The organism is Methanosarcina vacuolata Z-761, assembly GCF_000969905.1.
Taxonomy (GTDB): Archaea; Halobacteriota; Methanosarcinia; order Methanosarcinales; family Methanosarcinaceae; genus Methanosarcina; species Methanosarcina vacuolata.
In genome coordinates this window covers 3,633,715-3,660,272 of the sequence record NZ_CP009520.1, presented here as the reverse complement: position 1 = coordinate 3,660,272, position 26,558 = coordinate 3,633,715, and the positions used below count along the sequence as shown (strand labels likewise).

The window sequence follows — 26,558 nt, the reverse complement described above, 5'->3', positions numbered from 1 at the left end:
CAGAATAAGACCCACAAAAAAGAAAAATGTGTTTTCTATGACTGAAAATATAACTGACTACGAATTGGTGATCCGCCCAAAATACGGGTTTCTTGATATAAACTGGCAGGAATTGAAAGAGTACAGGGAACTTCTCTTCTTTCTCGCTTTAAGAGAACTCAAGATCAGATACAAGCAAACAATCATGGGGGCATCGTGGGCTTTATTGCAACCGTTCTTTACCATGATAGTTTTTACACTTATTTTCGGCAGGCTTGCAAAGATGCCATCTGAAGGAATTCCATATCCTATATTTTCATACTCAGGTCTTCTTCTCTGGACTTATTTTTCTAATGCCCTTTCCCAATCCAGTAACAGTCTAGTTACTAATGCCAATCTTCTGTCAAAGGTTTATATGCCAAGGATATTCATTCCAACGGCTCCATGTCTTGCAGGCATTGTTGATTACACTATTGCTCTGAGCATCCTTGCGTTAATGATGCTCTACTATAGGTTTGTTCCAAATATTACAATAGTCCTGCTACCGGTAATTGTGCTAATGACATTCTTGCTTGCCTCAGGCATAGGTTACTGGCTCTCATCTATTTGTGTCAAATACAGGGATGTGATTTTTGTCCTTCCTTTCTTTATACAATTGCTTATGTTTTTGTCCCCGGTAATATACCCTGCTAATATTGCAGGAAAAAATTTGCAATTTCTGCTCTATCTGAATCCTCTAACAGGGATAATAAACGCACACCGTGCATGTATACTTGGATACACTTCAGTGGACTTTGTCGGCCTGGGGATCTCGGCGGTTCTGACGATCGTTATCTTTGTCAGCGGAATACTCTACCTCAAGCATACAGAAAAATACTTTGCGGATCTGGTCTGAATGGCGGCGTCAAAAAAGGAAAAACCGATAATAGAGGTAAAGCATCTCTCAAAGCAGTATAACATTGGTGTGGATGGAACATACAAGACATTTTGTGACAGCTTTACTTCCGCTGTGAGGCACCCGCTAAAGATGCTGAAGGAAAGTCACAAGCCGAATGATACATTCTGGGCACTCAATGATGTGAACTTCGAAATTGAACAAGGAGAAATAGTTGGCATCATTGGTAGAAATGGTGCGGGGAAAAGTACTCTTCTTAAGATTCTTTCCCGCATAACATATCCTACAGAGGGTGAGATTATCCTGAGAGGTCGTGTGGGAAGTCTCCTTGAAGTAGGAACTGGTTTTCATCCTGAGCTTACAGGACGAGAGAATATTTACTTTAATGGAGCTATCCTCGGAATGAAGAAGAGAGAGATAGACGAGAAGTTTGAAGAGATAGTAAAGTTTTCAGGCGTCGAGAAATTTCTAGACACACCCGTAAAACGATATTCAAGCGGAATGCAGGTTCGGCTTGCCTTTTCGGTTGCAGCAAATCTTGATCCTGAGATCTTGCTCGTGGATGAGATACTCGCGGTGGGAGATGCAGAATTTCAGAAAAAATGTCTTGGAAAAATGGAGGATGTAGCAAAAAAAGGAAAGACGGTGCTGTTTGTGAGTCATAATCTGGATGCAATCACTACTCTTTGCAATCGAGTTATTTTATTGAATGGAGGAAGAAATGTTGCAGATGGAACCCCTACCGAAATGGTATCTTTATACATGCTTAAAGAATCACCAAAAAAATTAGATGTAGATTATAATAAAAAAAATATCGGGGATAAATTTACGAAACTTTTGAGAGTAAGAATTATAAAAAAAGATCGTACAACTTCTAATACTATAGTAGTGAATGAAAATTTTGGGATAGAAACAACTTACCAAATATTGGAAGAAGGTTATAAACCTTCAGCAAATTTTCTGATAAGTACTCAAGCAGGAACTAAAGTTTTCCAATCCCTAGAAACTAAAACTGAGGGTATTTTTACAAAAGGAAAATATAGATCAATTGCGTGGATTCCAGCTAATTTGCTAAACAATGAAACTTATATTCTTAATATTGCACTCACAACACACAATCCTGTGTATATCCATTGCCAAACAGAAATTTTATTTAGTGTCCAAGATGATTTGAATGCTATAACAAGAGGCGATTATAAACTTCAAATGCACGGCGTTATAAGACCATACCTTTTTTGGGAGACTGAAAAAATTGACGTTGAAGAATTATGAATCAAGTGTAGATAAAGTGGTAAAAATTGCAAAAGAACTTTTAGGGAAGCAATCAATTAAAGTGCTTGTGGAGGTCGGAGCAAGAGATTGTCGGGAAACACTTAGCTTTTACAAATTATTGCCAAATGCAAATATTTATACTTTTGAATGTAATCCTCAAACGCTTCCTGATTGTCGAGCGGCGGTAAAAAATAAGCCACGTATAAATTTGATTGAGAAAGCTGTTTCAAATGTTACAGGGATTATTAAATTTTATCCAATTAATCCGTCAAAAACCATAACAACGTGGGCTAATGGGAATCCAGGTGCTTCATCAATATTTAAAGCATCAGGAAAATATCCAGTGGAGAAGTATATTCAGGATGAAATTGAAGTAGAATCAATTAGACTAGAGGATTTTATCAAAGAAAATTCAATAGATACAATTGACTTGATGTGGATGGATATACAAGGAGCTGAATTATTAGCATTAAAAGGATTAGGAGATAGAATTCAACAGCTTAAATTAGTATATTTAGAAATTGAATTTTTTGAGATATATAAAGATCAGCCACTCTATGATGACTTAAGAGCATTTCTAAATAAAAAAGGATTTTTGTTAGTTGGATTTACAAACATAGGGAAATACTCAGGAGATGCAATTTTTGTAAATGGTAAGTATTTTGACAACTATTTCAAAAAACTGAAATGTAATATTTTGAATCAATACACTCATTTAAAATATAAAGCATATAGAATAGTAAGCTTTGTGTAAAAAATACAATGATTTTGTCCTTTATGACAATTACTATGGTCGCGATTCAATGAGATTCTTAAACCTTCCAAAAAAGAGAATTTAAAGTGTCATTATTACACAAAGTCAAAATGAGACAAGCATTCATGATCGAGCCTATCCAAAAGCTCAAAATTGCTTCTCTGAATCCTATATTCCGGATAACCAATCGAATCTCGTATCACGAAAAACAATTCTAAAAATTTATTGGTATAAGGCTAAAAATTGGTTTTGCTATGAGCTCCTCTAGTATATATAGAAGGTATTACAAATGGCAAATACTATAATTAAACTCATCATTGTCCGTAGGATATGGTACCTTTTTATTTATAAAAAATTGCAAAAAATTTTTTATTTTAACCAAAATAGAAATAGTAATAGTAATATTCCAATTGATATTCTGATACCTGCTACAGAAAAAGATTTGGCTACTCTTCCGTGTACTATTAAATCAGTTAGATTGTATATAAAGCATCCAATTACCACTATATATGTTATAGCACCAGATTCAGAGAAGATAAAATCAGTGTGTTCCAAAGAAAAATGTAGATACTTAAATGAAGATGCTATTTTACCAATAACTAAAAAAGACATAGATTACAAAGTTAAAGACATAGATAGGTCAGGATGGCTTTTCCAGCAATTACTGAAATTAAGTGGGGATAAAATTTGCACACAAGAATATTTTTTAGTTATAGATGCTGATACCGTTCTCCTTAAACCACATACATTTTTAATCAAAAATAAAACATTATTCATGTACTCGGATGAGTATCATTTACCTTATTTCAAAATGTATAAAAAGATAGTAGGTGTTGAAGCGAATTCATGTGTTTCATTTGTTAGTCATCAGATGCTATTTCACAAACCAAAATTATATGCCTTAAAGAAGAAAATTGAAGAAAATACTCAAAGTTCATGGTATAGCGCAATAATTAATAATATAGATAAAAATGAAACCTCTGGTTTCTCAGAATATGAAACATACGGGAACTTTGTTCTTTCAAATTATCCTCAAAACATTAAAAGGGAGTATTTTTTCAATATAAGTTTAAATTCTAAAAAAATAGTAGAATTGGATAGAATTGCAATAAATTTAAGTAAAAAATATAGATCGGTTTCGTTTCATAGTTATAATCGGTAACAATACATGAGCACAAATAGAAGATCTATTTCATAATTTGGTGTATGTCGCAGATAGAGAAAAATATACAGACAAAAAACAAACGTTAATCCAGTCTCTTGACATAGGAATTATGCTTTTAATATTGACCAGTTTACAAAAAATAATGATGGGTCATCGGATACTTTTCATTTTAGTTGAATCTATGCCATAAAAGGATTGACATCATGCTTAAAAAAATGTGGAGATGTTTTGTTAGTAATACCAAAAATAAACATGTTATCCTCTCTAGTAAACTGAATGAGGGACTCTTAAAAAAACATAGAATTGCAGAAATTCCGTCTTTGGGAAATCTTCAAACATGCGTACAATCAACTCTCGGGCTATTTTGAACTCGCACCAAATTTTGAGTTTTGGATTTGTCTCTTTATATAGTATTAACCCTTGTTAATTTGACTATTCTATCTCGAAATCATTTCACATATCTAAAGATAAGAGAGCTTAGCTATGAAAACTATAGATGTATATTAAATCGCCTACTGAAAGGGATAAAATGTTAATTTTTTTGGCAGATGGAAGGTTGGGTAATCAAATCTTTCAATACATGTTTTTAAAAACAATATCAAAAAAAAATGAGCGAATAATTTGTTTGAATATGAAGATGCTTTTTAAATCATTTGATTTTGACAAACATATTATTTGGCATAGTTCAGATAAGTACGTATGTTTGTTAATTCAGAAGATTATTATACCATTATTGCTTAGGCCACTATCTAAGGTTAGAATAATAAACTACATTGAACAAAAAAAAGATCTCAATTTACGTCCACTGCCTGATTGGAGAGAAAAAAAAGGATTATTCTCTTATATCAGGTATGTAAATACTGATTTCTTCCAATCAGAGATATTCTTTAATCAGAGTCAAATAAACATTTCAAATTTGCAAATCAAAGGAAAATATTTAACAGAAGCTAGGCAATTTCTATCAGAAATATCTGATAATTATACAAAAGTTTTTGTTCACATTAGGAGAGGAGATTATATAAGAGAATCTTTTATGGAAGAACGAGGAATAGATCTTCCAAAGTATTATTTTGAAAATGCTATAAATCTCATCAAAGAAAAAATAAAAAATCCTTTTTTTATCTTTTTGTCAGACGATCCTTCATATATAGAATGCTGTTTTCAAGAAATAGAACCAAAAATTATTTCAAAAAAATCTATGCAAGTTGACTTAGCAATAATGACCTTGTGCAAAGCAGGAGTCATTTCGAATAGTTCTTTTTCGTGGTGGGGTGCGTATCTGATGAATGAAAGAAACTTGGTAATAGCACCGAAATATTGGTACGGTTGGAAAAAGAAAATAGAATCACATCCGGGCATTCAACCTTCCTTTTCGATCATCATAGATGTCAATAAAGATAAAAATCATTGGCTTTGGTAACTAATTATAGCTATATGTCATGAGAACCTATATTTCTGTATGAATTGCCCAAGGTGTAATAGTTTCACTCACAAAAAGAATGGTATAGTTTTTGGACGTCAACGCTACAAATGCTCTGATTGTGGCTATAACTATACAGTAGAGTTAAAATCAACTGCTAGCTCCCCTTCTGTCAAGAGACAGGCTTTGCAACTCTATCTTGAAGGATTAGGATTTCGCTCAATAGGAAGATTTTTAGGAGTAAGTCATGTTTCTGTCCAAAACTGGATAAAGAAATTTGGTCAAGAGTTGAAGGACTTGAAAAGCGAAAATGAGATATCTATTGTTGAAATGGATGAGATACACACTTACATCGGTAACAAAAAAAATATTGCTGGATCTGGATTGCTGTTGATAGAGTTGGGAAAAAGTTCATCAACTGCTCTTTTGGTAGCAGAGGAACTGAAACTGGACAACTAATATGGGAAAAATTAAAGCAGAAAAAGATTGGAAAAGTGATGACAGATCACTGGAGAGCATATGCAGAGTTTCTTCCAGAAAATATTCATACTCAATCTAAAGCAGAAACATATACAGTTGAAGGGTATAACGACATATTGAGGCACTTTCTGGCAAGGTTGAGACGAAAGACAAAATGTTATACGAAGAGTCTTGAAATGCTAAAGTACTCTGTTCTTCTATTAATGAAACATAGAAATAAAGAGATAGCTATAATTAGTTAACAATACCAAATCATTAATGATTGACTGTACACACATGGTTTTTTGCTTATGAAGAAATATTCATATTAATCAAAAGAGTTCTTCGTTGTTTTGTGTGGATATCTCATAATATTCTCATAAAAATCAATGCGGTCTTGAATTGAAAATCATCTTATCCATAGAGAATGGTGAAGAGCTATAAATAGGTGAATAACAAATTTAACAAAATGTGAGTTATATGAACATTGATTATTCAAGACAGTATTCAATTTGGCATTCTGACAGTCCGGAACATATCGAAAATATGAAAATATATTATGAGAAATTATTGATGCCCTATATACCGCGAGACAAAAACAGTTTCATTTTGGATGTAGGCTGTGGAATGGGATTTTCTTTGATAGCATTAAAAGATATGGGATTTAAAAATATCGAAGGTATAGATATCGATTCCAAGCAGATACAATCCTGTTTAAATAAAATGTTGAATGTGACACTGGTTGAAGATTCAATTGAATATCTTTCAAAGAAAGAAGATACTTACGATATGATACTTGCTTTTGATGTGATAGAGCATGTACCACATCAATACCAGCTAGAGTTCGTTACTGCAATTCAAAAAGCTATAAGATCAGACGGAATTCTGGTATGTACTGTCCCAAATGCTAATTCAACATTAGCAAGTAGATGGAGGTATATTGACTGGACTCACCACATAAGCTTTACAGAGCACAGCTTAGATTTTCTTTTATACAACGCTGGATTTAAGAATGTAAGAGTTTTTGAAACTGAATTTTTTCAGGCGCCGAGACTTTCGTCTATATTTAGTCATCTCATTTTAACGAAGTGTTTTTGGAGTTCCGTCATTCATTGGTTTTGTTTTCGTTCAGTCCGTGCCTTACGAAGAATAGAAATGATTGCAGAGCTAGGCTGGGGACAAGGTAAAGTCATTCCATTATCTTTGAACATACTTGCAACAGCGGATAAGAGATCATGACCAATTTACATGTATCCATTTACTCTTTTGATGTTTTTGATACAGTTCTTACAAGAGTGACAGCCGAGCCGACTGGAATATTTGGTTTAATTCAACAAAAAATGGTGGAAGGAACATACGAATTAGAACTCCCACACAATATAATACAAAACTATGCAGAAATACGAATAAATGCAGAAGCTGAAGCAAGAAAAATAACGCACTTAGAAGAAGTAACGATTTATTTAATTTATGATATAGTTAGAAAAGAATATAATCTAACTGAAAAAGCGATTAAAGAACTTATTGAAATCGAAATCAAGGAAGAAATTGATTCGATATATGGCGTTCCTAAAATAATAAATCGAATTAAAAATCTACGGGATTCTGGTTCAAGAATCATATTTATATCAGACACATATCTTCCAACAAGTTCTGTGCTCGACATGCTTTTAAAAGTAGGTGCCTACGAAAACGTAGATCACTTTTACAATTCGAGTGAAGTTGGTTTGACTAAAACTTCTGGAAATTTATTTAAGTACGTTTTAGAACAAGAGAGATGTGAATATACAGAATTGTTACACATAGGTGATAATTTAAATAGTGACATCAAATCTGGGAGTAAGATTGGTATTAATGTCGAATACTTTCCTGATACAAAATTAAATCGTTACGAACAAGTTTTACTCGGTGATGATGAAAAAAGGTATTGTGATTTGCAGGGTCAGTTAACTGCTGGCATATCTAGATTAACGCGGTTAAGCAAAAATTATCCTGAAAATGATACGCGTAATACGCTATTTGATATAGGAGCAAATGTTGCTGGTCCTATATTAGTCCCATATGTAAAATGGACTTTGAAAAATGCGGTAAATGTAGGGTTAGAAAAATTATATTTCATTTCTCGAGATGGACAAATATTGTTCGAAATCGCAAAACTGATAAACACAGTTGACAATCTTGAACTACGCTATCTTTATGGATCTAGACAAGCTTGGCATATTGCATCAACATTCAACATCACCAATAAAGAATTAGAGTGGATCTTACTTCGGGCAGATGTAGATTTAACCATAGCTGTAGTAGCATCTAGATTGGGAATAAATTGTGATGAATTTATGATGAAATTGAACGAAATTTCAGAGAGAAATTGGTCGGCTAACTCTATTCTTAATTCGAGTGAAACTGAATTATTGAAAAAATTATTATTACAAAATCCACTTGAAGACTTGATACTCAATGAAGCTAAGAAGCGAAGGGAACTAATGGTGAATTATCTCATACAAGAAAAATTCATCGAAACTCCAGCATCGGGAATAGTTGATCTAGGATGGCATGGAAACATTCAGAAATCATTAAAACAAGTTGTCGATTCTTTCTCTAAAGGACATAATATACTTGGTTTCTATTTTGGCTTGGTGAAAAGAAGTTGTCCAGAATGTAGTATGGAAGGTTTTTTCTTCGATCCAAAATATTCCAACAAATCTGAGTACCCTAAAAATTCACCTTTTAGTTTTAGATACTTTAGCTTTATGGAGTTATTTGCATCAGCTGACCATGGGTTAACCATGAAATATGAGAAAAAAGAAGATAGTTGCATAGTTCCAGTGCTAAAAGAACAAATTGATACTAAAGTGATTGCATGGGGTCTTCCAAGTCTTCGAGATGGAATATTTACCTATACAAATTTATATAAACAGAATGCAGCTGGTACAAAATTTGATTTCGATAAATATAGAGAACGATTTTCGAAATGTATGAATCTACTTGTGCATACCCCAACACCTAAAGAGGCAGATGTCATTGGTAGTTACTTGTTTGCAAGTGACCAGTCAGAAAGTAGAGTAGTACAGTTTGCGCCTAAATTTGATGTTACGAATTATATCAAAATGAAGATCAAAGGTAAACACTTTGAAACATATTGGTTAGAAGGAACTTTTGTTAGAAGTGATAAATTATCAAGTATAGTATTTGCATTTGTTACATTATCAAGTATAGTATTTGCATTTGTTACCCGTCAATTTGGCATATTGCTAAAGAAGGCAAATAAGTGGAGAAGTTGAAATGAATAATAAAGTTCCTGTGGTATTAGTTATTTATAAGCGCATGACTGCACTTGCTGTTTTAGAGAAGATTAGAGAATATGAACCATCAGACCTGTATATAGTTGCGGGTGGGGGAATAACATCAGCAGAACATGAAGTATGCTTAAATGTAAGATCTGCAGTTGAAAATATGGTGGATTGGCCATGTCAAATGCATAAATTATATTCTGATATAAATTTGGGTTGCAGTAAGACAATTGTGAGAGGTTTGGATTGGGTTTTTGATCAAGTGGATAGAGCGATTATTTTGGAAGATGATTGCGTACCTTCAAAATCGTTTTTTCCTTTTTGTGAAGAAATGTTAACACGCTACGAAAATGATACACGAATATGGACAATTAGTGGATTCAATGCCATGCCTAGCAACAAATGTTTTAATGATTATAGTTATACTTTTTCAGGACATGCAAGTCAATGGGGATGGGCATCGTGGAAAAGAGCTTGGAGTAATTACGATATAAAAATAGATCTATGGCCAACAGCAAAGAAACAAAATATATTAAATAATTTATTTTTATCACCAATACAACAAAAATATTGGGAAGAAATATTTGATTCAATATATCACAATACTTGCTCATTTGATGTTTGGGATTATCAATGGATATTCATGTCTTGGATAAATAATGCACTTTCAGTTGTACCTAACAAAAGTTTAGTAACAAATATTGGATTTGGCAAAGAAGCAACACATACAAAAGATGAGCATTCTCCTCTTGCAAAAGTAAAAAATAATGAACTTGTGTTTCCATTAGTACATCCACCATATATCTCTAGAAACGCCGAGTATGACAAAAATATTGTAAAATATTATGGAAGAACTTCTATTTTTAGAAGCATTAGAATACTGTTTCAAAGATATCTTTTAGAAAATTTAAAAAGAGGATTTTATGAATAAACTCAGCATTCTGCAAATTAACACGTTTGACATTGCTGGTGGTGCTGAAAAAGTAGCATGGGATCTTTTTCAAGCGTATAAAGATTTGGAGTATCAATCTACATTGGTAGTTGGTACAAAAAGATCTAATGATCCCTCTGTTTTTTGTATTCCAAATGACGAATACCGCAGTTTGACTGCAAAAATATTTATTTCAATTGGGAATTGCCTTGATCCCTTTGTAAAAAAAATCCCACTTGGTAAAAAATTTAATAAAAATTTAAAGACTATTGGAGAAACAAAAAGGATAATCAATAAAATTAATGGTATAGAGGACTTTAATTATCCGGGAACTTCACATGTTCTTGAAATAACAACGAGAAAGCCAAATATTGTTCATTGTCATAACCTGCATGGGGGTTACTTCGATCTTCGAATGCTTCCATCACTAAGTCATCATGTACCTGTAGTAATGACTCTTCACGATGCATGGCTTCTCAGTGGAAATTGTGCTCATTCATTTAATTGTGATCGTTGGAAAATAGGCTGTGGAAACTGTCCGGACATAACAATCTATCCAGGAATTCGAAAGGATGCTACAGCATATAACTGGATAAGAAAAAAAGAAATTTTCGAAAGAAGCAGGCTTTATATAACAACTCCTTCTCAATGGCTTATGGAAAAAGTTAATAAATCTATTTTAAAATCAGCAATAATAAAGTCTAAAGTAATTAATAACGGAGTGGACTTATGGATATTTCATCCGTATAACCAATCAAAAGCTAGGCAAGAACTGGGGTTGCCAAAAGAAGATAAAATATTACTTTTTGCTGCCAATGGAATTCGAAAAAATCCATGGAAAGATTATAACACATTGAAAAGAGCGATTTCAGAAGTTTCTAAAATATATACTCATAAAAAAATATTATTTTTGGCACTTGGTGAAACTGCACCTCCAGAGAAAATAGGTCACACAAAAGTGCAGTTTATACCTTATCAAAAGGACCCAGTCAAAATAGCACGCTATTACCAAGCTGCAGATATGTACATTCATGCTTCTCTCGCAGATACATTTCCAAATACAATCCTAGAGTCTTTAGCATGTGGAACTCCTGTTATAGCTACAAAAGTAGGTGGAATTCCAGAACAGATCGAAGATGGAATTACAGGTTTTTTAGTTCCAGCGGGGGATGGAGATCTAATGGCAGCTAGAATTAATGACCTTCTTCAAAATGATTACTTAAGAAAGAAATTTGGTCAAAAAGCAAGTGAAGTAGCATATAATAAATTTAACTTAGGTATACAAGTAGAAAAGTACTTAGACTGGTACAAGTATGTTATCGAAATAAATAAACGTTGAATATTTTTGGACAATAATTCAAAGTAAAACGGGGTCAAATCAAAAAATTTGAACGATAAGAAGAGTTTTAGGGCGAAAAACTATGAAAGAGAAATATCCAAAAATATCAATTGTTACACCATCTTACAATCAAGCTGACTTTTTGGAGGAAACAATACTATCTATTCTAAATCAGAATTACCCCAATCTGGAATACATCATCATTGATGGTGGTTCCACTGATGGTAGTGTAGACGTAATTCGCAAATATGAAGATAAGCTTGCATACTGGGTAAGTGAGCGAGATCAGGGTCAGTACAACGGCATAAACAAAGGTTTTGCCAAATCAACAGGGGAAATCATGGCTTGGTTAAATAGTGATGATAAACTCTTGCCAGGGGCATTATCAGCTGTTGCAAGTATATTTTCTACGTTTTCACAAATAGAATGGCTAACAAGTAACTTTCCTGTACACTGGAACATATACGGCCAAGCTGTTACGTGCGGCAATTCAGGGGGATTTAACCGTGCCTCCTTTTTCCGAGGTACAAATCTGCCAGGATGCCACTGGTATGCCCGTGGCTGGATCCAGCAGGAATCAACCTTCTGGAGAAGATCGTTATGGGAAAAATCTGGAGGACATATAAAAGATTCCCTTAATTATGCAGGAGACTTCGAATTATGGGCGCGTTTTTACAAAAACACCGATCTATATGCAGTAAATGCTCTTATCGGTGGATTTCGTAAGTACGGAGATCAAAAAACAGGACTTGGTATGGAACATTATTTGAAAGAAGCAAAAAGCTGTTTTTTGAGTGATTATTCAGGGCGTCCGTACGGAAAAATAAATAGTACAATTAGAAAATATGTAAATTTTGCTATTGGAGACAAACTTTATTTCCTATACCTCTGTCCTAAAATCATCCCTAAAGCCCTTGTCAATGTGGGGCTTACTTATCCTGCAAATATGGTTGTTTGGACTGGAGATAAATGGGAAATGTTGACGAGTTATGTTATTTGAAATTTACATTTCGACCCCCCTTCAAAATAAAACATAATTTAACATAATTTATTACAACGGGAGCTTAGAGGTTCACGAATAGCCTGTCCTTTACAGTTTGTCCGACAATTAGTATTAGTAATGAAATAAAATCGTCTATTGGCATGTTGGAATTTTTTTCTTTATAGTTTCATAAAAATCAATGCAATCTTAAATTGAAAATCATCTTATCCACAGGGAATGACGAAGAGCCAATTTCTTATGTCAACATGCCGAATCTAGGCTAAATTTTCTTAACACTAGCAAGATATTCTATTAATATAAAATGTCTAAATACTATGAACAATAATTGGTATTCGTTGTTTTGTGTGGATATTCTCGTAATACCTTCATGAAAACCAATGCGGTCTTGAATTGAGAATTATCTTATCCATAGAGAATGACGAAGAACCCAATAATTAAGTTATATTATAAAGTGAGTTCACTAATTTCCAAAATAAGTCATTTGTAGCAGAAAATTCGTCGATTAGTATATAAATAAAAAAGAAAGGCGATATGAATGTACTTTGAAATCTTAGTATTAAATCGCAACACTATTTAATTTTGTAATAATTTTTATATTTTAACTGTATATATTTTAAGTTTTTTAATATAACGCGAAAAACTTCAATCTTAGGGTATGATTATGGATCCAAAAGTTTCAATAATAACAGTTTGTCATAACGCTGAAGAATTTATTGAAAATGCCATTAATAGCGTTTTGAAACAAAAATATGAAAATATTGAATATATAATAATTGATGGTGCTTCAACGGATAACACATTATCAATTATAGATAAATATAAATCAAACATAGCATTTTTATTAAGTGAACCAGATAATGGAATATATGAAGCAATGAATAAAGGAATAACAGCTGCCACTGGTGATATATTATATTTTTTGAATTCAGATGATATATTTTATGATGAATATGTCATAAAAAGGATTGTAGAAATGTTTAAGAACAATAAGGATACTGAACTTATTTATGGTCCTGTTATTGTTAGAGATCCCATAACAAATAAGTCATTTATAAAATCACATAAACATATTACAAAATTTTTTTTTATTTATAGCGTAATATGTCAGCAGGGCATCTTTTACAAAGCCAATCTTTTTAAAAAATGCGGGCAATTCGATGAGACTTATAAAATTGTAGGTGATTATGAATGGGAGTTAAGAGCTTTTTATAAATACAATATTAAAAGAGAATACTGTAGGGATATAATATCAATATATCTGCATGGAGGTATGTCTAGCTCTAAGAAATTTTCAAGCCTTCTTATTGAAGAACATGAAACAGTTTTAAAAGAATATTTTAATATATGCAATTATAAATTAACACTCACTCTTATATCTATCTGTAGTAAAGTCTTCCTGAAATGTAGATCAATCCTCTAAAGCTTGGAATAAGTTCGTTTTTTAAATTCGATCGAGTTTCAGATCAGGGGAAATAGTTTCTGAAATGTCTATGAATTTGGAACCGATTCAGGTAGCTTTGGGCAGTGGGCCTAATCTTGTCAAGGTCGGTTTACTTTTCCTCATTTTGGCCGGACTACTTTTCCCCACCTTTTGATCCTACTTTCCGCACTATTTTTTTACACATAATATTTTTCGTATTTTTGTCCCATCAGTCTCAGTACTTTAATTGTTTCTTCATCCAGATTTAATACCTTCTTTACCCTTTTTCCATCAATTTCGATCGTTATTTCTGTTATTCTTCTGAGGAGGAAGAATACCCATTTCATTGTTGGAGTCTGCGTTTTCTTCTTAACTTGGTTTCTAATAGCTTCTTTTTCTTCTTTCAATCTTGTTCTCAGTTTCCATTCAGCTATTGAATATAATAACAAACATAGAACCATTACCATTGCAAGTGCTTCTATTCTGGACTCTTTTTTCAGATATAACTCATACACTCTGAAACTCTTATCCTTAAGGAATCTGAACCCTCTTTCAACGGTTCCCTGTTCTTTATAGTATTTTAGGAGTTGATCTGGAGTCAACTCCATATCATTGGTTGTAAGAATGAACCTTCCTAACTTCGTTCTTCTTTCCTGTACTTTCTTCTGATCAGATTTTATCTCTGCTTCTATCATATAGAAAGTCTGTACATCTTCCCCTTTCCTTGGTCTTCCTTCCTTGTTTTTGAGTCTCTGAGATTTAGTTTTTATCTCAAGTTTCGTGAACTCATACAATTTATTTTCTTTCAACCAGTGTTCAGCCGCTATTCTTGCATCGGTTTCACAGGCAAATTCACGATTAGAAAGCTTTTTAAGAGATTTTTCTGCTGCTTCAAATTCCTTAAGAACCTTTTCATCAAATGTCTTCTCTTCCTTCTTTTTCATTTCCTCTGAACAGAATACAACCCATAACTGTTCTACTCCACCATAACAAGAATAACGTTCATCAGAGCATGTTTCCAGAACTAAATCTGTCGTCAATGATTCCTTTGTTTCATTGATGGTTGCAGGTACTTTCGATATGAAAAAAGCGTTATTTCTTATCTCTTTGACATTATTAGGAGTTACGCAGTTGGCTCCTGGCATATCGTTTTTTCCAAACTTTCAAATATCTGAATTAATTTAATTTGTATAGTGGATTATTTGGCTTTGGTACATAATTATAGATATGTATCATTAGAACATATATTTCTGTATGAACTGCCCAAGGTGTAATAGTTCCACTCACAAAAAGAATGGTATAGTTTTTGGACGTCAACGCTACAAATGCTATGATTGTGGATATAACTATACAGTAGAGTTTAAATCAACTGCTTGCTCCCCGTCTGTAAAGAGACAGGCTTTGCAACTCTATTTTGAAGGATTAGGATTTCGCTCAATAGGAAGATTTTTAGAAGTAAGTCATGTTTCTGTCCAAAACTGGATAAAGAAATTTGGCCAGGAGTTGGAGGACCTAAAAAGCGAAAATGAGATATCTATTGTTGAAATGGATGAGATGCACACTTACATCGGTAACAAAAAAAATATTGCTGGATCTGGATTGCTGTTGATAGAGTTGGGAAAAAATTCATCAACTGCTCTTTTGGTAGCAGAGGAACAGAAACTGGGCAACTAATATGGGAAAAATTAAAGCAGAAAGAGATTGGAGGAGTGATGACAGATCACTGGAGAGCATATGCAGAGTTTCTTCCAGAAAATATTCATACTCAATCCAAAGCCGAAACATATACAGTTGAAGGATATAACAGCATATTGAGGCACTTTCTGGCAAGGTTGAGACGAAAGACAAAATGTTATACGAAGAGTCTTGAAATGCCAAAGTACTCTGTTCTTCTATTAATAAAACATAGAAATAAAAATGTAGCTATAATTAGTTAACAATACCGATTATTTTACCTAGATTCGGCAGGTGCGACAAGAAGCTATACTATGAATTGCGTCAGACGCTACCTTTTCCATTTGAGGTAATCCTACTGTGACATGCATAAATGGTAACGTTTGTGTGTGAAGCTCACATGACAATATCAAGAACTCAAGGAACCTGACTTTGATAATTGGTTAGGATAAGAATACTATGAAGAACGTAAAGTGAACCATCGTAAGAATCGTGAAGTAGAACAAGCGAAAGCAGGTTGATGCGCTTAAACCAAAAGGTATAGAATCAGGCTGTAATGGGTCTGCCGACATTATAGCAAATGGACAAATGATTCTCGGTTTACAGATGGCTTCTAAGGTATTTACATTATTTGTAGTATAGAACTTGGTAAACCCTATATGCTCCTTCTTCTTTTTTTTTTTTTTTTGAAAAAAAAAGGAAAGGTAGAGATCCTGTGAAGGAAATTAATGGCATAGAGGGCAGAGGATTTAGGCAAAAAGCGAAAGCCATTCTGTAATGGAATGGATAGGGGTTCGAACTTTGCCCTACCCTAAAGGGTGCATACTTGCTTATTGGTATTCTATTGTATGAAAGGAGGCAAACTTCTGAATGTAAGTTATTCAACGATATCCTCTCTGGATAAGAAGCTTACAAACGCTCAACTCTGCCAGAATTGGAAAACTATTAACTGGCATCAAGTCGAAAAGAGAGTTAATAAGTTGCAAACCCGGATTACACAAGCAGTCCTACAAAACAAATGGAATCTTGCCAAGAGATTACAGTATTTACTGACTCATTCTTATTATGCCAAACTTCTGGCAGTAAGAAAAGTTACTCAAAATAAAGGAAAAAGGACATCTGGAATTGATGGTGAAAAATGGTTAAGTTCTGCCTCCAAAATGAAAGCTGTCCTTATTCTCACTGGTAAAAGATACAAATCCAAACCGCTTAAACGAGTCTTCATCAATAAACCTGGTAAGAAGAAGAAACGTCCCTTAGGTATCCCTACAATATATGACAGGGCTATGCAGTCTCTATACGCATTAGCTCTTGAACCAGTAGCTGAAATTAAGTCTGACCTACGGTCTTTTGGCTTCAGAAAACATCGAAGTACCAAGGATGCCTGTCAGCAAATCTTTCTATGTCTTAGTAAGAAGACTTCAGCTCAATGGATTTTGGAAGGTGATATTAAAGGATGTTTCGATAATATAAATCATCAGTGGTTGCTGACTAATATTCCAATGGAAAAAGCTATACTAACTCAATTTCTGAAAGCAGGTTTTATATATAAACGTCATTTGAATTCAACGAAAGCAGGCACTCCGCAAGGTGGGATTATCTCTCCTATTCTGGCAAATATGACATTGGATGGCATCGAGAAGTTGCTTTTTGCTAAGTACCCTAAAAGAGGGAAAAATTCCAAAAAGGTCAACTTCATAAGATACGCTGACGATTTCATAGTCACTGCTAATTCCGAAGAAACCGCGAAAGAAATCCAGGATGTAATTGTTGCTTTTCTTAAAGAACGAGGTCTTGAGCTCTCCGATGATAAAACCCTTATCACAAACATTAATGAAGGCTTTGACTTCCTCGGCTGGAATTTCCGCAAGTATAAAGGTAAGCTTCTGACTAAACCTTCCAAAAAGTCCATTAAAAGATTTACTGAAACAATCAGTCAAACCATAACTGAAGGAAGAGCATGGTCTCAGGAGGTTTTAATTGCCAAATTAAATCCCATAATAAGAGGCTGGTCCAACTACCATAATTCTGTGGTTTCTTCGGATACTTTCCAGAAACTTGACCACATAATATGGGAACTGTTATGGAAATGGGCTAAAAGAAGACATCCAGATAAATCCAAAGATTGGATTGTCAACAAGTACTGGAAAAGAAGCACTTCCAGAAGGTGGAATTTCAGAACAGGAATAAATGGTTTATTGCTTTTATCCAAAACCATAATCTGTAGGCATATTCCTTTAAAGCTGAAAATGAATCCGTTTCTTGACACGAATTATTTCCGTGAACGTCAATACAAATTAAGTTTCCGGAAAGGACATTCCATTTGAAAAAAAAACTGCTGCCTGATACAGAAAAGGTTATAGAATGCTTGAGCCGTATGAAGGGAAACTTTCACGTACGGTTCTTAGAAGAGGGAGAGCGAGTAATCGCTCTTTCTTATTCAACGTTAACGCAACTAGAGATATATATTTTCATATTCCTCCCCCATGAGCCTCAATATTTTCCAGTGAATTTCTTCCATATCCAGAATTTCTGACTTTGTTTTCCCTTTTTTCTGCGTTATAAGTTCTGTAATTCCCTGAAACTTGAAAAATATCCATTTCATTGTTGGTCTTTTTGTTTGTTTCCCTTTTTGATCTGGAACCGTTTCATTTTCTTCTTCTAACTTTGTCCTTAATTTCCATTCTGCAATTGCATAACTCATTAAGCAGAGAACCATTATCATTGTCAATGCTTCAATTCTTGATTTATTCTTGAGGTAGACCTTCTATATGCTAAAAGTATCACTTTTCAAAAATCTAACTCATTTTTCTACTTTATCCTGTCCTTTGTAATACTTCAGCATCTCTTCAGGAGAAAGACGGATATCATTACTTACAAGAATGAAAAGTCCCATTTTTTCCATTTCTTTTAAAACAAAAGCATCATTAACCTTTATAATTCCATCAATCCTGTAACATGTCTTCAATTTCTCATCTTTATAAATTCTACCTCTTTTTCCTGCTTCACGTTTTCTTTTTTGCCCAGTCTTCACGTTCTTGTTTCTCCATCTCCTGCACATCTGTACCCCGTGTTGCATGTCTCCATCTTTTGAAACTATCCAAAACACTTTTACAAATCCACATGCTTTGAGGTGAACCACACATCCTTTTGGCGGAATATCTACTGTTTCAAGTGGCACATTTCCTTTGTTGTCAGGATTTACCAAACGATTATTTTTTAACCTTATAAGGAAATGCCATTCTTTCTTCCTAATGGCTTTAAGGTTTTTCACACTTGCATACCATGTATCAAATAAAACAAATTCTGGCTTAAATCACGTTTTTCGGCTTTGTCAAGCATATAACGGAAATGGTCATTCTTTGTTTTGTCATCTACATCGATGTTATAAATTCAAAAATCGATAGGTATAACGGCTGTACCGTCAGTCCAAACTAAGGTAACCAGACCTATTTCCTTTACAGTACGATGATGTTTTCCACTTCACATACGACGAACAAAAGCTATTTCTTCTGCGTATGGTTTACCTAACGTTGAATCATCAAAAATTAGGTATCCTTCCTTAAGCTTGACATAACTTTTTACTTCCTCCCATAGTGCTTCCGTGTGGAGGTTGTCTTTGAAGGCAACGAGTAAAAACATCATGAGAAGGAGCATTAGCTATGTCTGAATAACATCTAGCAGCTTCAGTACAGCTAAAAAAGTTAGAAGCCGCAATGAGAAAATTACTGTAGTCAATGTCGTTACACTTAGGTGGATTTATGTCCATAACTCCGTACGTTTTTAGAAAAACACTAAACCCTAATTATATTTCTAATGATATAAATCTTTCGGCATTTCAACTGCATAAGTCCTAATATATATTTAGGGAAGATAAATATTGTAATATTTATGACCCAAATGTACAATTAGAAGCAGTTTTGAGACAGCCTGTTTGGTAAACTTTTGCACAATTATTCGAATAAATTAAATTATACTCATGAAATATTTTTATTAATTTTTCTTGGTAGTTGTGATTATGAATTGTACCAAATGTTCCACCTATATTTAAATTTGGATTATCTATTACGTATTGTCGTATTAAAATATTTTTTGGCAAATAGTTAGAGTTAAGATCAAGATTCATTATTTGGTAAGTAGAAATATTTAAAAAATCTACGGTGGATATTGGTAGTTGAGTTACAGCTGAATCACAATATACTGTTTGATTCTCAAGAAAATAGTTAGACCACTCTAACGACTTCAGTTCAGAATATATTAATTGATTTCTAGATACCATGTCTGTTGAATAAATCGCCTCCCCGTTGTTCAGATACGGAGCCGTGATCATGAAAAATATTAAAAATATTACTATACCCATCAGACTAAGTTTTCTCCATTTTTGAGAAGTTGTATTGTAAATAATATATGTTGAGTATGACGCAAAAATCACCCAAAATAATTGAAAGAAGGGCAAAAATCGATGCGGAATTAATAAATAACCAAGACCTACATACGTACCAGCATATATAAGACAAAACAACGTAAACGCCGCACTAATATACGAAAAATTAAATTGCGACTTAAGTTTGGAGTCAATAATAAGAAGAATTCCGATAATAGCCAACATTAGTAAGAGATTAGATCCCAGGTTGTACAATATATTTGAATAAACATTAAAAGTGGAGAAAAATGTTTCATAGTTATTAGTGGGAACACTTGCTTCTGATACGTATTCATGGAACATTGATGCAATTGTACTATCTAGCCTATAAATTATTTGATCAAAAAAACTACCACTGGTTTGAGTTCCTCCGATTAGGATCCAATGAAGTATCATTGATACGAAAAATAAAGTTAAAGTAGGATAATATAAATGTACCTCCCGATCTATTAAATTTATTTTCAAAATTTTAGTGAAATAAATATTGTGAAATATTATACCTAGTAACAAAGAAAATAAAATATAAAAAACGCAGAAAGTAGATAATTGATGAGAGAGGATCATACAAAAAATCATTAAGACAACAAATGAAGAATAGGTAGGCCTGTTTTTTTGTTGAATGATACAAAATAATATCATAATAAAAAAACAATAAACAATAGAACCTGGATTGATGTTAGTGACGGTTAAATTAAAAAACATATCTGAAATATTTATAAATAAAACTGAAATAAGCGCAATTTGAGTGTTATACATTTTATTAACAATACAATATATAAACAAACTAACTATAATTGTAGTAGATAACACTATTGAACAAAAAAGCAAATTTTTTAAATTAACACTTAGAATAATATTATCTATTGCCATGAGTATATGTAACAAGCAAGAGAAACTGTATTTGTTGGCTATATAGTAGCTAGGAACTGTTCCATTTTGAACAATTAACTCTACTATGTTTAGATGGAAATGTGTGTCTGAGCCAGGAATAGTAGGATAATTAAACAATCTCCCTATACGGAGAGATAATGATACAAGAATTATTTTTAGAATTAAGAAATAACTACACCTGCTGTAATTTCTTTGAATTATTTCCATAAATATCGAAAAAAAAGATATAGTAATTAATGAAAAATATGAAACTGATCGATAGTATATACTCTGATGGAGTACAAGAAGAGATAAAGAAAAACTAACGAAGAAGACAATGTTGAGAATTAATAATAGTTTATAATTTTTAGAAGTTGAGTTACTACTAGGTGTGACTTCTACATACATATTATTTTTCAAGATATAATAAAAGACTGAGCCCAAAAAAAACGCAAATCCCATTCCATATTGGCCAATACCAGGAAAATAAGACAAATATAAAATAACTATACCTATAAGCATTGGATATACGTATATTGTATGCTTGATATAAAGAAATAAATTAGCTATGGAAATATTTTTATTGGTCATAATGATCGTCCTACTTTCGGCAGCCAAACTCATTCTAAAATACTGATAGATTATTTCAGTCGAATACCGCGCTAGCTTGCTGCGGGGTGCGCCAGCGCAACTTTGATTTGTTATAAGTTCACTTGAAAATCGTGATCATTTGGATTTGATCTCTAATTCAATTTGTCATTTATCCTACCAAATGTAAATATATATTGAGCTCATCCCAAAACTCATTTTGTCCTCAATTATCAGAGATATACAGGGTTGGCTTCATAGTTATAAGCTCGATTGGATGCTTAAAATATAAGATCCAAAGAAGCAAATTTTGAGTTTTGGGATAGGCTCATTATTAATATCATGGTCACTACTTAATAGTTTTTAATTTAAATTTTATTACTACGGGAGCGCAGAGGGTCACGAATACCCTATCCTTCAGGTTGGGGATGAAGTGAACCCTCGCCTCTTCGTTTTCTCTTTAAATATCTAAACCATAGTTTCCTTTTATATAGATAGTAAATCGGATAAGGAAACCGAGGTAAAAATTTCAATCACTTATGTTAAGGAAACCTTGTTAAAGGATACTTAATTATCTGTCTCCAAGTAACCGGGCGGGCGGTCCGAAGCATACCCCATCCTTTAGGGTGGGGTGGCCGCCCGCAATTTGATTTTGTACGACAACAGAATAAGCATCGCAAGCATAACCAATGCTATATGATGATGCCATGCATTCCAGCTTCTCACCATGTATTCAGACATTCCACAATATCCTTTTGCGTCTTGAAATGCTCTCTCAATCCAGTACCTTGAACTCTGCATTTTTGCAAGTTCGCCAAATGAAGTATCCTCAGAAGCGTTACATAATGAATATTTAATGTCATTAGATTCTACATCTTTACTTATGAGAAGCCATAATGGCTTCTCACAAGGTAATTTATTCTGGCGTCTCCAAACTTTTATAGCCTTAAAATAGACTTTTTTGTACCCTCTTTCCGTTTTTCTAACTTTGATAAGTTTCCATCCCTCAATTGAACTGGAAAGAGAATCAATTCTTGTTGAGAATGTATTCAAAACCTTGGGAATTGTGGGTTTTCTTCCACTTTTTCCCTTTCTCAAAGGTACTTCAGCTAAGGGTTTTTCTACATAAACAAAAGTATCGACAGCGACATCCGCAACAAAAGTTAAGCCTCTATTCTCAAGTTCTGTCAATAACTCTGGATTTTCACCGTAGAATCCATCCATTGTAACATAGGAAAAAGGAATACCTTCTTCTATTGCGTTATCAATCATTTCAAGACCAAGCTCATGCTTGGTTCTGAACTTTATTTTCTCAGGAGGAATTTTAGCCTTTAAACAACGTTCCTTGTCATCAATCCATTTTTGTGGGAGATATAATCTCTCATCAATCAACATTCTCTTCTGTTTCTTAAAATAAGCAAGGAACACACCAACCTGGCAATTATCCTTTTTTCCAAGGTTGCCGCAATACTGATGAGAAACTCCAACAGAACTGTTTCCAGATTTTTTTATGCTTGATTCGTCAAGTATAAGAACACCATTTTTGCCTATAGTTTTAATGGCATATGTTCGAACAGATTTGAGGAGATCTGCAGGATGCCAAGGAGAAGTTGAGACAAAATGGCTTAGTGATTGGTTGTTAGAGCATTTACAACAATAGATTGCCATTTTTCTCATATTTTTCCTATAGGGGAGGAGAACCAAACCATTAAGGTAATCAATGCCGGTTGAAACAACACAACGAGTTTTTGTTTGAAAACAGGAGTCAAGATGTTTCTCTGAAATGTATTTTTTTACAGAAATATTATTTGACTTGATGAAGGTATCTGTTATTTGTTTCATTAAACTGAATTTATAAAGGAAAAATTATACTTCACAGTTGACGTGAAAAGGAAATGTGACAAAGTCAAGTTATGATTCCTTAATAAAACATCTACCTGTTATTATTGGAAATGCACGAGACATGAAAGCATTTACACATAAAAAGACAGATAAGCTTGATTCAGAATTCATTGCTCAACTTGCATTGAATAAAATGATTCAGCCATCAAGAGTTTTTGTGAAAACTCAGAGGGAATTCCGTTCATACGTTCGACTTCGGTTAATACTTGTGGAAAAAAGAACATATATAAAAAATGAAGCTCACTCTATCCTTGCATCTGAAATGTTGCATCTAAAAGGTGTGTTGACAGATATTTTTGGTAAGAATGGCAGAATAATTCTATCCGGCATTTCTTCAGGTAAAGATGTCAACCAAATTCTGGGAAATCTTTCTCCAACTATTCGTAAAAAACATAATCAGATAAAAGAGATTCTGGATAGAGAAATCTCTCAAAGTTCTGTTTATCGGCTTCAGATCTGTCTTCAACTCATAAAGAGTCTTGATGATGAAATCGAAGCTTTGGAAAAAGAAATTTTAATTATGCCTATAGTAATTTTAACCATGAAATGGACATTTTAATGTCAGTTCCAGGCATTGGAGAACTTGGTGCGGCAGTTTTACTTGCTGAAATTGGCGATTTCAAAGATTTTTCTTCTGGAGATAAGCTTGCTTCCTGGCTTGGAATAGTTCCTAATGTATATCAATCAGCAGATAAATACCATAACGGTAGGATCACAAAGAGAGGCTCAAAAGTAGCTAGGTGGATTCTAACACAGATTGCTAATGCAGCAGCAAGAAAGAAGAATAGTAAGTTAAAAGAATTTTATAACCGAAAAAAGAATTCAATTGGACATGCAAAAGCAATTATTGCCCTAGCAAGGAAAATAGCCACAATTATTTGGCATCTTATTACAAATGACAAGATGTATGAAGATAAATCTGGATATCAAAAGGGAGAGATCCACAAGAGGAAGATTGTTGAGACTGAAATATTCTCAGTTGATGAACGTATCAAAATAATTAGTGGAATAATTGCAATTATGGAAAAAGATGATGCAGGGAGCACATGAGAGAGATATCCTCATGTACTTTCATGCTAAATTGGCAAACTGCCTAATATTCTCGTAAAACCAATGCTGTCTTGAAGTAAAAATCATGTTACCTATAGAGAATAGCGAAGAGCCTAAAAGTATCATTTATATTGCTCAACAAACTGAACCATGAATTTAGTAACATCAATTTTATCCTTAATAATATTTTCTCGTTTAATTTTCCCTTCTTGCTTTAAGTTAGGATTCTTTAATAATTCTAAGGCCTTATCATATACTTTTTTTTCAATGTCAAATCTAGTTGAAAAGTTGTATACAAGATCATATTTATCCTCCTCTTCATTGAGATATCCCAATCTTAAAGTATTCACATAAATTGCATGGGTTCCTAATAATGCACATTCAGAAGCAGTTGTAGCTCCCTCTCCAATATACAAAGTTGCATAATAAAGTAGGTCGTGCAACTTTTCCGAAGAAAGTTTTAGTTTATATTTTTCAAGTTCAATATCTATTTCCCCTTCAGAAGTGATGAACACCTTACCATATTTTTCAAGCATTTTCACGAGGTCTTTTTTGTTACTGATCCCATGCTGCCCAACATCATGGATTGCACCCCATGAAACAAATCTTAGGACTATATAAGGATCACTTTCAGTTAATCCAAGTTCAGAAAGGACATTTGGATTTGGTTGAAAAAAATTAGGGTGTAAGTATGCAAGTTCATGATAACCTTCATATCGAATCTGTTTAAGTCCTAATTTTTTTTTGAAACATGACGGAGTTAAAACTACATCTGTGAACGGAAGGGTTAGGTTAATAACAAGTTTAGAATGTTCTGTATCCTCTAAAGAAATGTATTTCTTTCCACATACTTTAGATGCAATAGCTGAGGAAGGATCCATCATTGATAATACAAGATCTGGATCATACCTTTTAATTATTGAAACAAATTTTTTAGTCCTCGATATCATTTCAAAACCTAGACCAGAGATACCATTACCAGCATTGCTAATCAATTCATATTCAAAACCATATAGGTCTAAAAGTGTCTTACAACAATCCTTATTTCTGGCAGTTATTTTAACATCATGTCCTCTTTTTTCAAACAACCATATCAAATGTTTAAATAAATGAACATCAGCAGGATGTAAAACATTTATTAATAATCTCACACAATCACGTTCCAATATTAAACAGAAAGTTTTTAACATTTTGCTGAAACTCCAGCAACAGTATTGTGTAGTAACAAACATGCAGTTACCACCTAAACATCTCTAGTAATCTAGTAACTATCACAAAATAGATTAGGCAATCTTTTTATAAAGTTGGTTTTCAATTGGTGGTGATGATCTTGAAAACGAACATGATATTCTTTGAATAACATGCACAGCCAATGAAAATGCTTGCAGATGGCATCATTTTCATACTAAATCAAGGCACCTAATCGAAACCTGTGCATAGTTTGTTCTGTAATGACTCCTTAGAAATCCATTTATTGTAATAATCATGCATTTCTATATTGAATACCAGTTTCCTTCAAGCTCATTTCTTCTTAGATGATAAGAAGAAAAGAAGACACCTTGTAAACAAGAATCTGTTTTATTGTAAATTGAGTTCACACATACAGATGAATCATATTTGAACCCGAGTTTTTCTAGGGAGTCCAGCATCCAGCCACCGACAAAAGCATTTGGAGCTCTGTATCCAACGACTTTTTTACCGGAAACTTTTTCTAGACTTTTCTTTGCTTTTAATGTTCTGGACTCGAACTCGTCACTGGTCACAAGGGGCTCTTTTGTCTTAGGATTAATTTTACACATATGATGTAACCCATGGCAAGCAATTTCATGCCCTCTATCGACAATTGACTCGATTAATTCAGGATAATGCTCAACAGTGTCCGCAACTACAAAAAAAGTGGCAGTAGCATTATATTTCTCGAGAAGATCCAGAACTCTTTTCGTGGGTTCAGTTAAATAATCGTATCTTGAATTCCACTTTCTAAAAAATTCATTGACATCTCTGAATACGGAAAATGGAGAGCCGCATACCGAGGGAATATGATACCAATCCTCTATGTCAACTGTGATAGATAAACTTTTTTTCATGGGGGTTCACTTTACTGATTTTTAGATGAAATTCCAC

General features: G+C 33.4%; 16 protein-coding genes and 4 pseudogenes. 15 read left to right on the top strand and 5 right to left on the bottom strand.

The window, feature by feature from the left end; all coding sequences use genetic code 11:
* The first annotated feature begins 37 nt into the window (after positions 1-37).
* The 12 genes from MSVAZ_RS15080 (at position 38) to MSVAZ_RS15020 (ending at position 13,927) form a co-directional block, all read left to right on the top strand.
* Positions 38-874 carry an ABC transporter permease gene (locus MSVAZ_RS15080; RefSeq protein WP_048124167.1) on the top strand — a complete coding sequence of 279 codons (837 nt, stop codon included), beginning with the start codon at positions 38-40 and terminating at the stop codon, positions 872-874.
* The gene (locus MSVAZ_RS15075) at positions 875-2,146 is read left to right on the top strand and encodes an ABC transporter ATP-binding protein (protein WP_048122275.1); all 1,272 of its coding nucleotides are present in this window, start codon (positions 875-877) and stop codon (positions 2,144-2,146) included.
* A gap of 16 nt (positions 2,147-2,162) precedes the next feature.
* On the top strand, positions 2,163-2,900 hold the full coding sequence (locus tag MSVAZ_RS15070) for an FkbM family methyltransferase (protein ID WP_198146755.1): 738 nt from the start codon (positions 2,163-2,165) through the stop codon (positions 2,898-2,900).
* A 289-nt stretch (positions 2,901-3,189) separates the two neighbouring features.
* Complete coding sequence (locus MSVAZ_RS15065; RefSeq protein ID WP_198146754.1) at positions 3,190-4,062, top strand: DUF6492 family protein; 873 nt, start codon at positions 3,190-3,192, stop codon at positions 4,060-4,062.
* Between the two features lie 544 nt (positions 4,063-4,606).
* Positions 4,607-5,485 carry an alpha-1,2-fucosyltransferase gene (locus MSVAZ_RS18990; RefSeq protein ID WP_198146753.1) on the top strand — a complete coding sequence of 293 codons (879 nt, stop codon included), beginning with the start codon at positions 4,607-4,609 and terminating at the stop codon, positions 5,483-5,485.
* A 39-nt stretch (positions 5,486-5,524) separates the two neighbouring features.
* Positions 5,525-6,207, top strand: a protein-coding gene (locus MSVAZ_RS19740; protein ID WP_394297471.1) for an IS1 family transposase whose coding sequence is annotated in 2 segments (ribosomal slippage) — positions 5,525-5,845 and positions 5,848-6,207 — 681 coding nt in all. Because the reading frame shifts where the segments join, the coding sequence is not laid out codon by codon here.
* Positions 6,208-6,424: 217 nt separating this feature from the next.
* A complete protein-coding gene (locus MSVAZ_RS15045) occupies positions 6,425-7,183 on the top strand; it encodes a class I SAM-dependent methyltransferase (RefSeq protein WP_048122267.1) in 759 nt (252 codons plus the stop codon).
* Positions 7,180-9,225, top strand: coding sequence for an HAD family hydrolase (locus MSVAZ_RS15040; RefSeq protein WP_048122266.1), 2,046 nt, complete (start codon positions 7,180-7,182; stop codon positions 9,223-9,225). The genes MSVAZ_RS15045 and MSVAZ_RS15040 overlap by 4 nt, the downstream gene beginning before the upstream one ends.
* 1 nt (position 9,226) lies before the next feature.
* A complete protein-coding gene (locus MSVAZ_RS15035) occupies positions 9,227-10,165 on the top strand; it encodes a hypothetical protein (protein ID WP_048122265.1) in 939 nt (312 codons plus the stop codon).
* Positions 10,158-11,504 (top strand): glycosyltransferase, encoded by a 1,347-nt coding sequence (locus MSVAZ_RS15030; protein WP_048122264.1) that lies wholly within the window; start codon positions 10,158-10,160, stop codon positions 11,502-11,504. Before MSVAZ_RS15035 ends, MSVAZ_RS15030 begins: the two co-directional genes overlap by 8 nt.
* Before the next feature lie 82 nt (positions 11,505-11,586).
* On the top strand, positions 11,587-12,504 hold the full coding sequence (locus MSVAZ_RS15025; protein WP_052728000.1) for a glycosyltransferase family 2 protein: 918 nt from the start codon (positions 11,587-11,589) through the stop codon (positions 12,502-12,504).
* 664 nt (positions 12,505-13,168) lie between these two features.
* Positions 13,169-13,927, top strand: coding sequence for a glycosyltransferase family 2 protein (locus MSVAZ_RS15020; protein ID WP_052727999.1), 759 nt, complete (start codon positions 13,169-13,171; stop codon positions 13,925-13,927).
* A gap of 197 nt (positions 13,928-14,124) precedes the next feature.
* On the opposite strand, the pseudogene MSVAZ_RS15015 reads toward MSVAZ_RS15020, so the two are convergent.
* Positions 14,125-15,051: pseudogene (locus tag MSVAZ_RS15015) on the bottom strand (IS1634 family transposase); the annotation flags it as partial.
* A 130-nt stretch (positions 15,052-15,181) separates the two neighbouring features.
* On the opposite strand from MSVAZ_RS15015, the gene MSVAZ_RS19735 reads away from it, so the two are divergent.
* Both MSVAZ_RS19735 and ltrA read left to right on the top strand, forming a co-directional pair.
* A protein-coding gene (locus MSVAZ_RS19735; protein ID WP_394297470.1) for an IS1 family transposase occupies positions 15,182-15,864 on the top strand; the annotation gives its coding sequence in 2 pieces (ribosomal slippage) (positions 15,182-15,502 and positions 15,505-15,864; 681 coding nt in all).
* Positions 15,865-16,449: 585 nt separating this feature from the next.
* Positions 16,450-17,928: a group II intron reverse transcriptase/maturase gene (gene ltrA / locus MSVAZ_RS15000; protein ID WP_048122254.1), complete on the top strand. Its 1,479-nt coding sequence runs from the start codon at positions 16,450-16,452 to the stop codon at positions 17,926-17,928.
* A 128-nt stretch (positions 17,929-18,056) separates the two neighbouring features.
* Here the strand turns inward: ltrA and MSVAZ_RS14995 are convergent.
* Both MSVAZ_RS14995 and MSVAZ_RS14980 read right to left on the bottom strand, forming a co-directional pair.
* Positions 18,057-18,875 (bottom strand): annotated as a pseudogene (locus MSVAZ_RS14995) (IS1634 family transposase).
* A gap of 3,252 nt (positions 18,876-22,127) precedes the next feature.
* A pseudogene (locus MSVAZ_RS14980) lies at positions 22,128-23,324 on the bottom strand (IS701 family transposase); the annotation flags it as partial.
* Between the two features lie 70 nt (positions 23,325-23,394).
* Here MSVAZ_RS14980 and MSVAZ_RS14975 point away from each other — a divergent pair.
* Positions 23,395-24,434 (top strand): annotated as a pseudogene (locus MSVAZ_RS14975) (IS110 family transposase); the annotation flags it as partial.
* A 122-nt stretch (positions 24,435-24,556) separates the two neighbouring features.
* Here the strand turns inward: MSVAZ_RS14975 and MSVAZ_RS14970 are convergent.
* Together MSVAZ_RS14970 and MSVAZ_RS14965 are read right to left on the bottom strand one after the other, a co-directional pair.
* Positions 24,557-25,666, bottom strand: coding sequence for a DUF354 domain-containing protein (locus tag MSVAZ_RS14970; RefSeq protein WP_232316123.1), 1,110 nt, complete (start codon positions 25,664-25,666; stop codon positions 24,557-24,559).
* Between the two features lie 261 nt (positions 25,667-25,927).
* The gene (locus MSVAZ_RS14965) at positions 25,928-26,521 is read right to left on the bottom strand and encodes a polysaccharide deacetylase family protein (protein ID WP_084626162.1); all 594 of its coding nucleotides are present in this window, start codon (positions 26,519-26,521) and stop codon (positions 25,928-25,930) included.
* Positions 26,522-26,558 lie beyond the last annotated feature (37 nt).

Bases quoted from the DNA above. Each gene is read 5' to 3' on its own strand.
- MSVAZ_RS15080 (WP_048124167.1), top strand. From the start codon at position 38: ATGACTGAAAATATAACTGACTACGAATTGGTGATCCGCCCAAAATAC.
- MSVAZ_RS15075 (WP_048122275.1), top strand. From the start codon at position 875: ATGGCGGCGTCAAAAAAGGAAAAACCGATAATAGAGGTAAAGCATCTC.
- MSVAZ_RS15065 (WP_198146754.1), top strand. From the start codon at position 3,190: ATGGCAAATACTATAATTAAACTCATCATTGTCCGTAGGATATGGTAC.
- MSVAZ_RS15045 (WP_048122267.1), top strand. From the start codon at position 6,425: ATGAACATTGATTATTCAAGACAGTATTCAATTTGGCATTCTGACAGT.
- MSVAZ_RS15040 (WP_048122266.1), top strand. From the start codon at position 7,180: ATGACCAATTTACATGTATCCATTTACTCTTTTGATGTTTTTGATACA.
- MSVAZ_RS15035 (WP_048122265.1), top strand. From the start codon at position 9,227: ATGAATAATAAAGTTCCTGTGGTATTAGTTATTTATAAGCGCATGACT.
- MSVAZ_RS15030 (WP_048122264.1), top strand. From the start codon at position 10,158: ATGAATAAACTCAGCATTCTGCAAATTAACACGTTTGACATTGCTGGT.
- MSVAZ_RS15025 (WP_052728000.1), top strand. From the start codon at position 11,587: ATGAAAGAGAAATATCCAAAAATATCAATTGTTACACCATCTTACAAT.
- MSVAZ_RS15020 (WP_052727999.1), top strand. From the start codon at position 13,169: ATGGATCCAAAAGTTTCAATAATAACAGTTTGTCATAACGCTGAAGAA.
- ltrA (WP_048122254.1), top strand. From the start codon at position 16,450: ATGAAAGGAGGCAAACTTCTGAATGTAAGTTATTCAACGATATCCTCT.
- MSVAZ_RS14970 (WP_232316123.1), bottom strand. From the start codon at position 25,666: ATGTTTGTTACTACACAATACTGTTGCTGGAGTTTCAGCAAAATGTTA.
- MSVAZ_RS14965 (WP_084626162.1), bottom strand. From the start codon at position 26,521: ATGAAAAAAAGTTTATCTATCACAGTTGACATAGAGGATTGGTATCAT.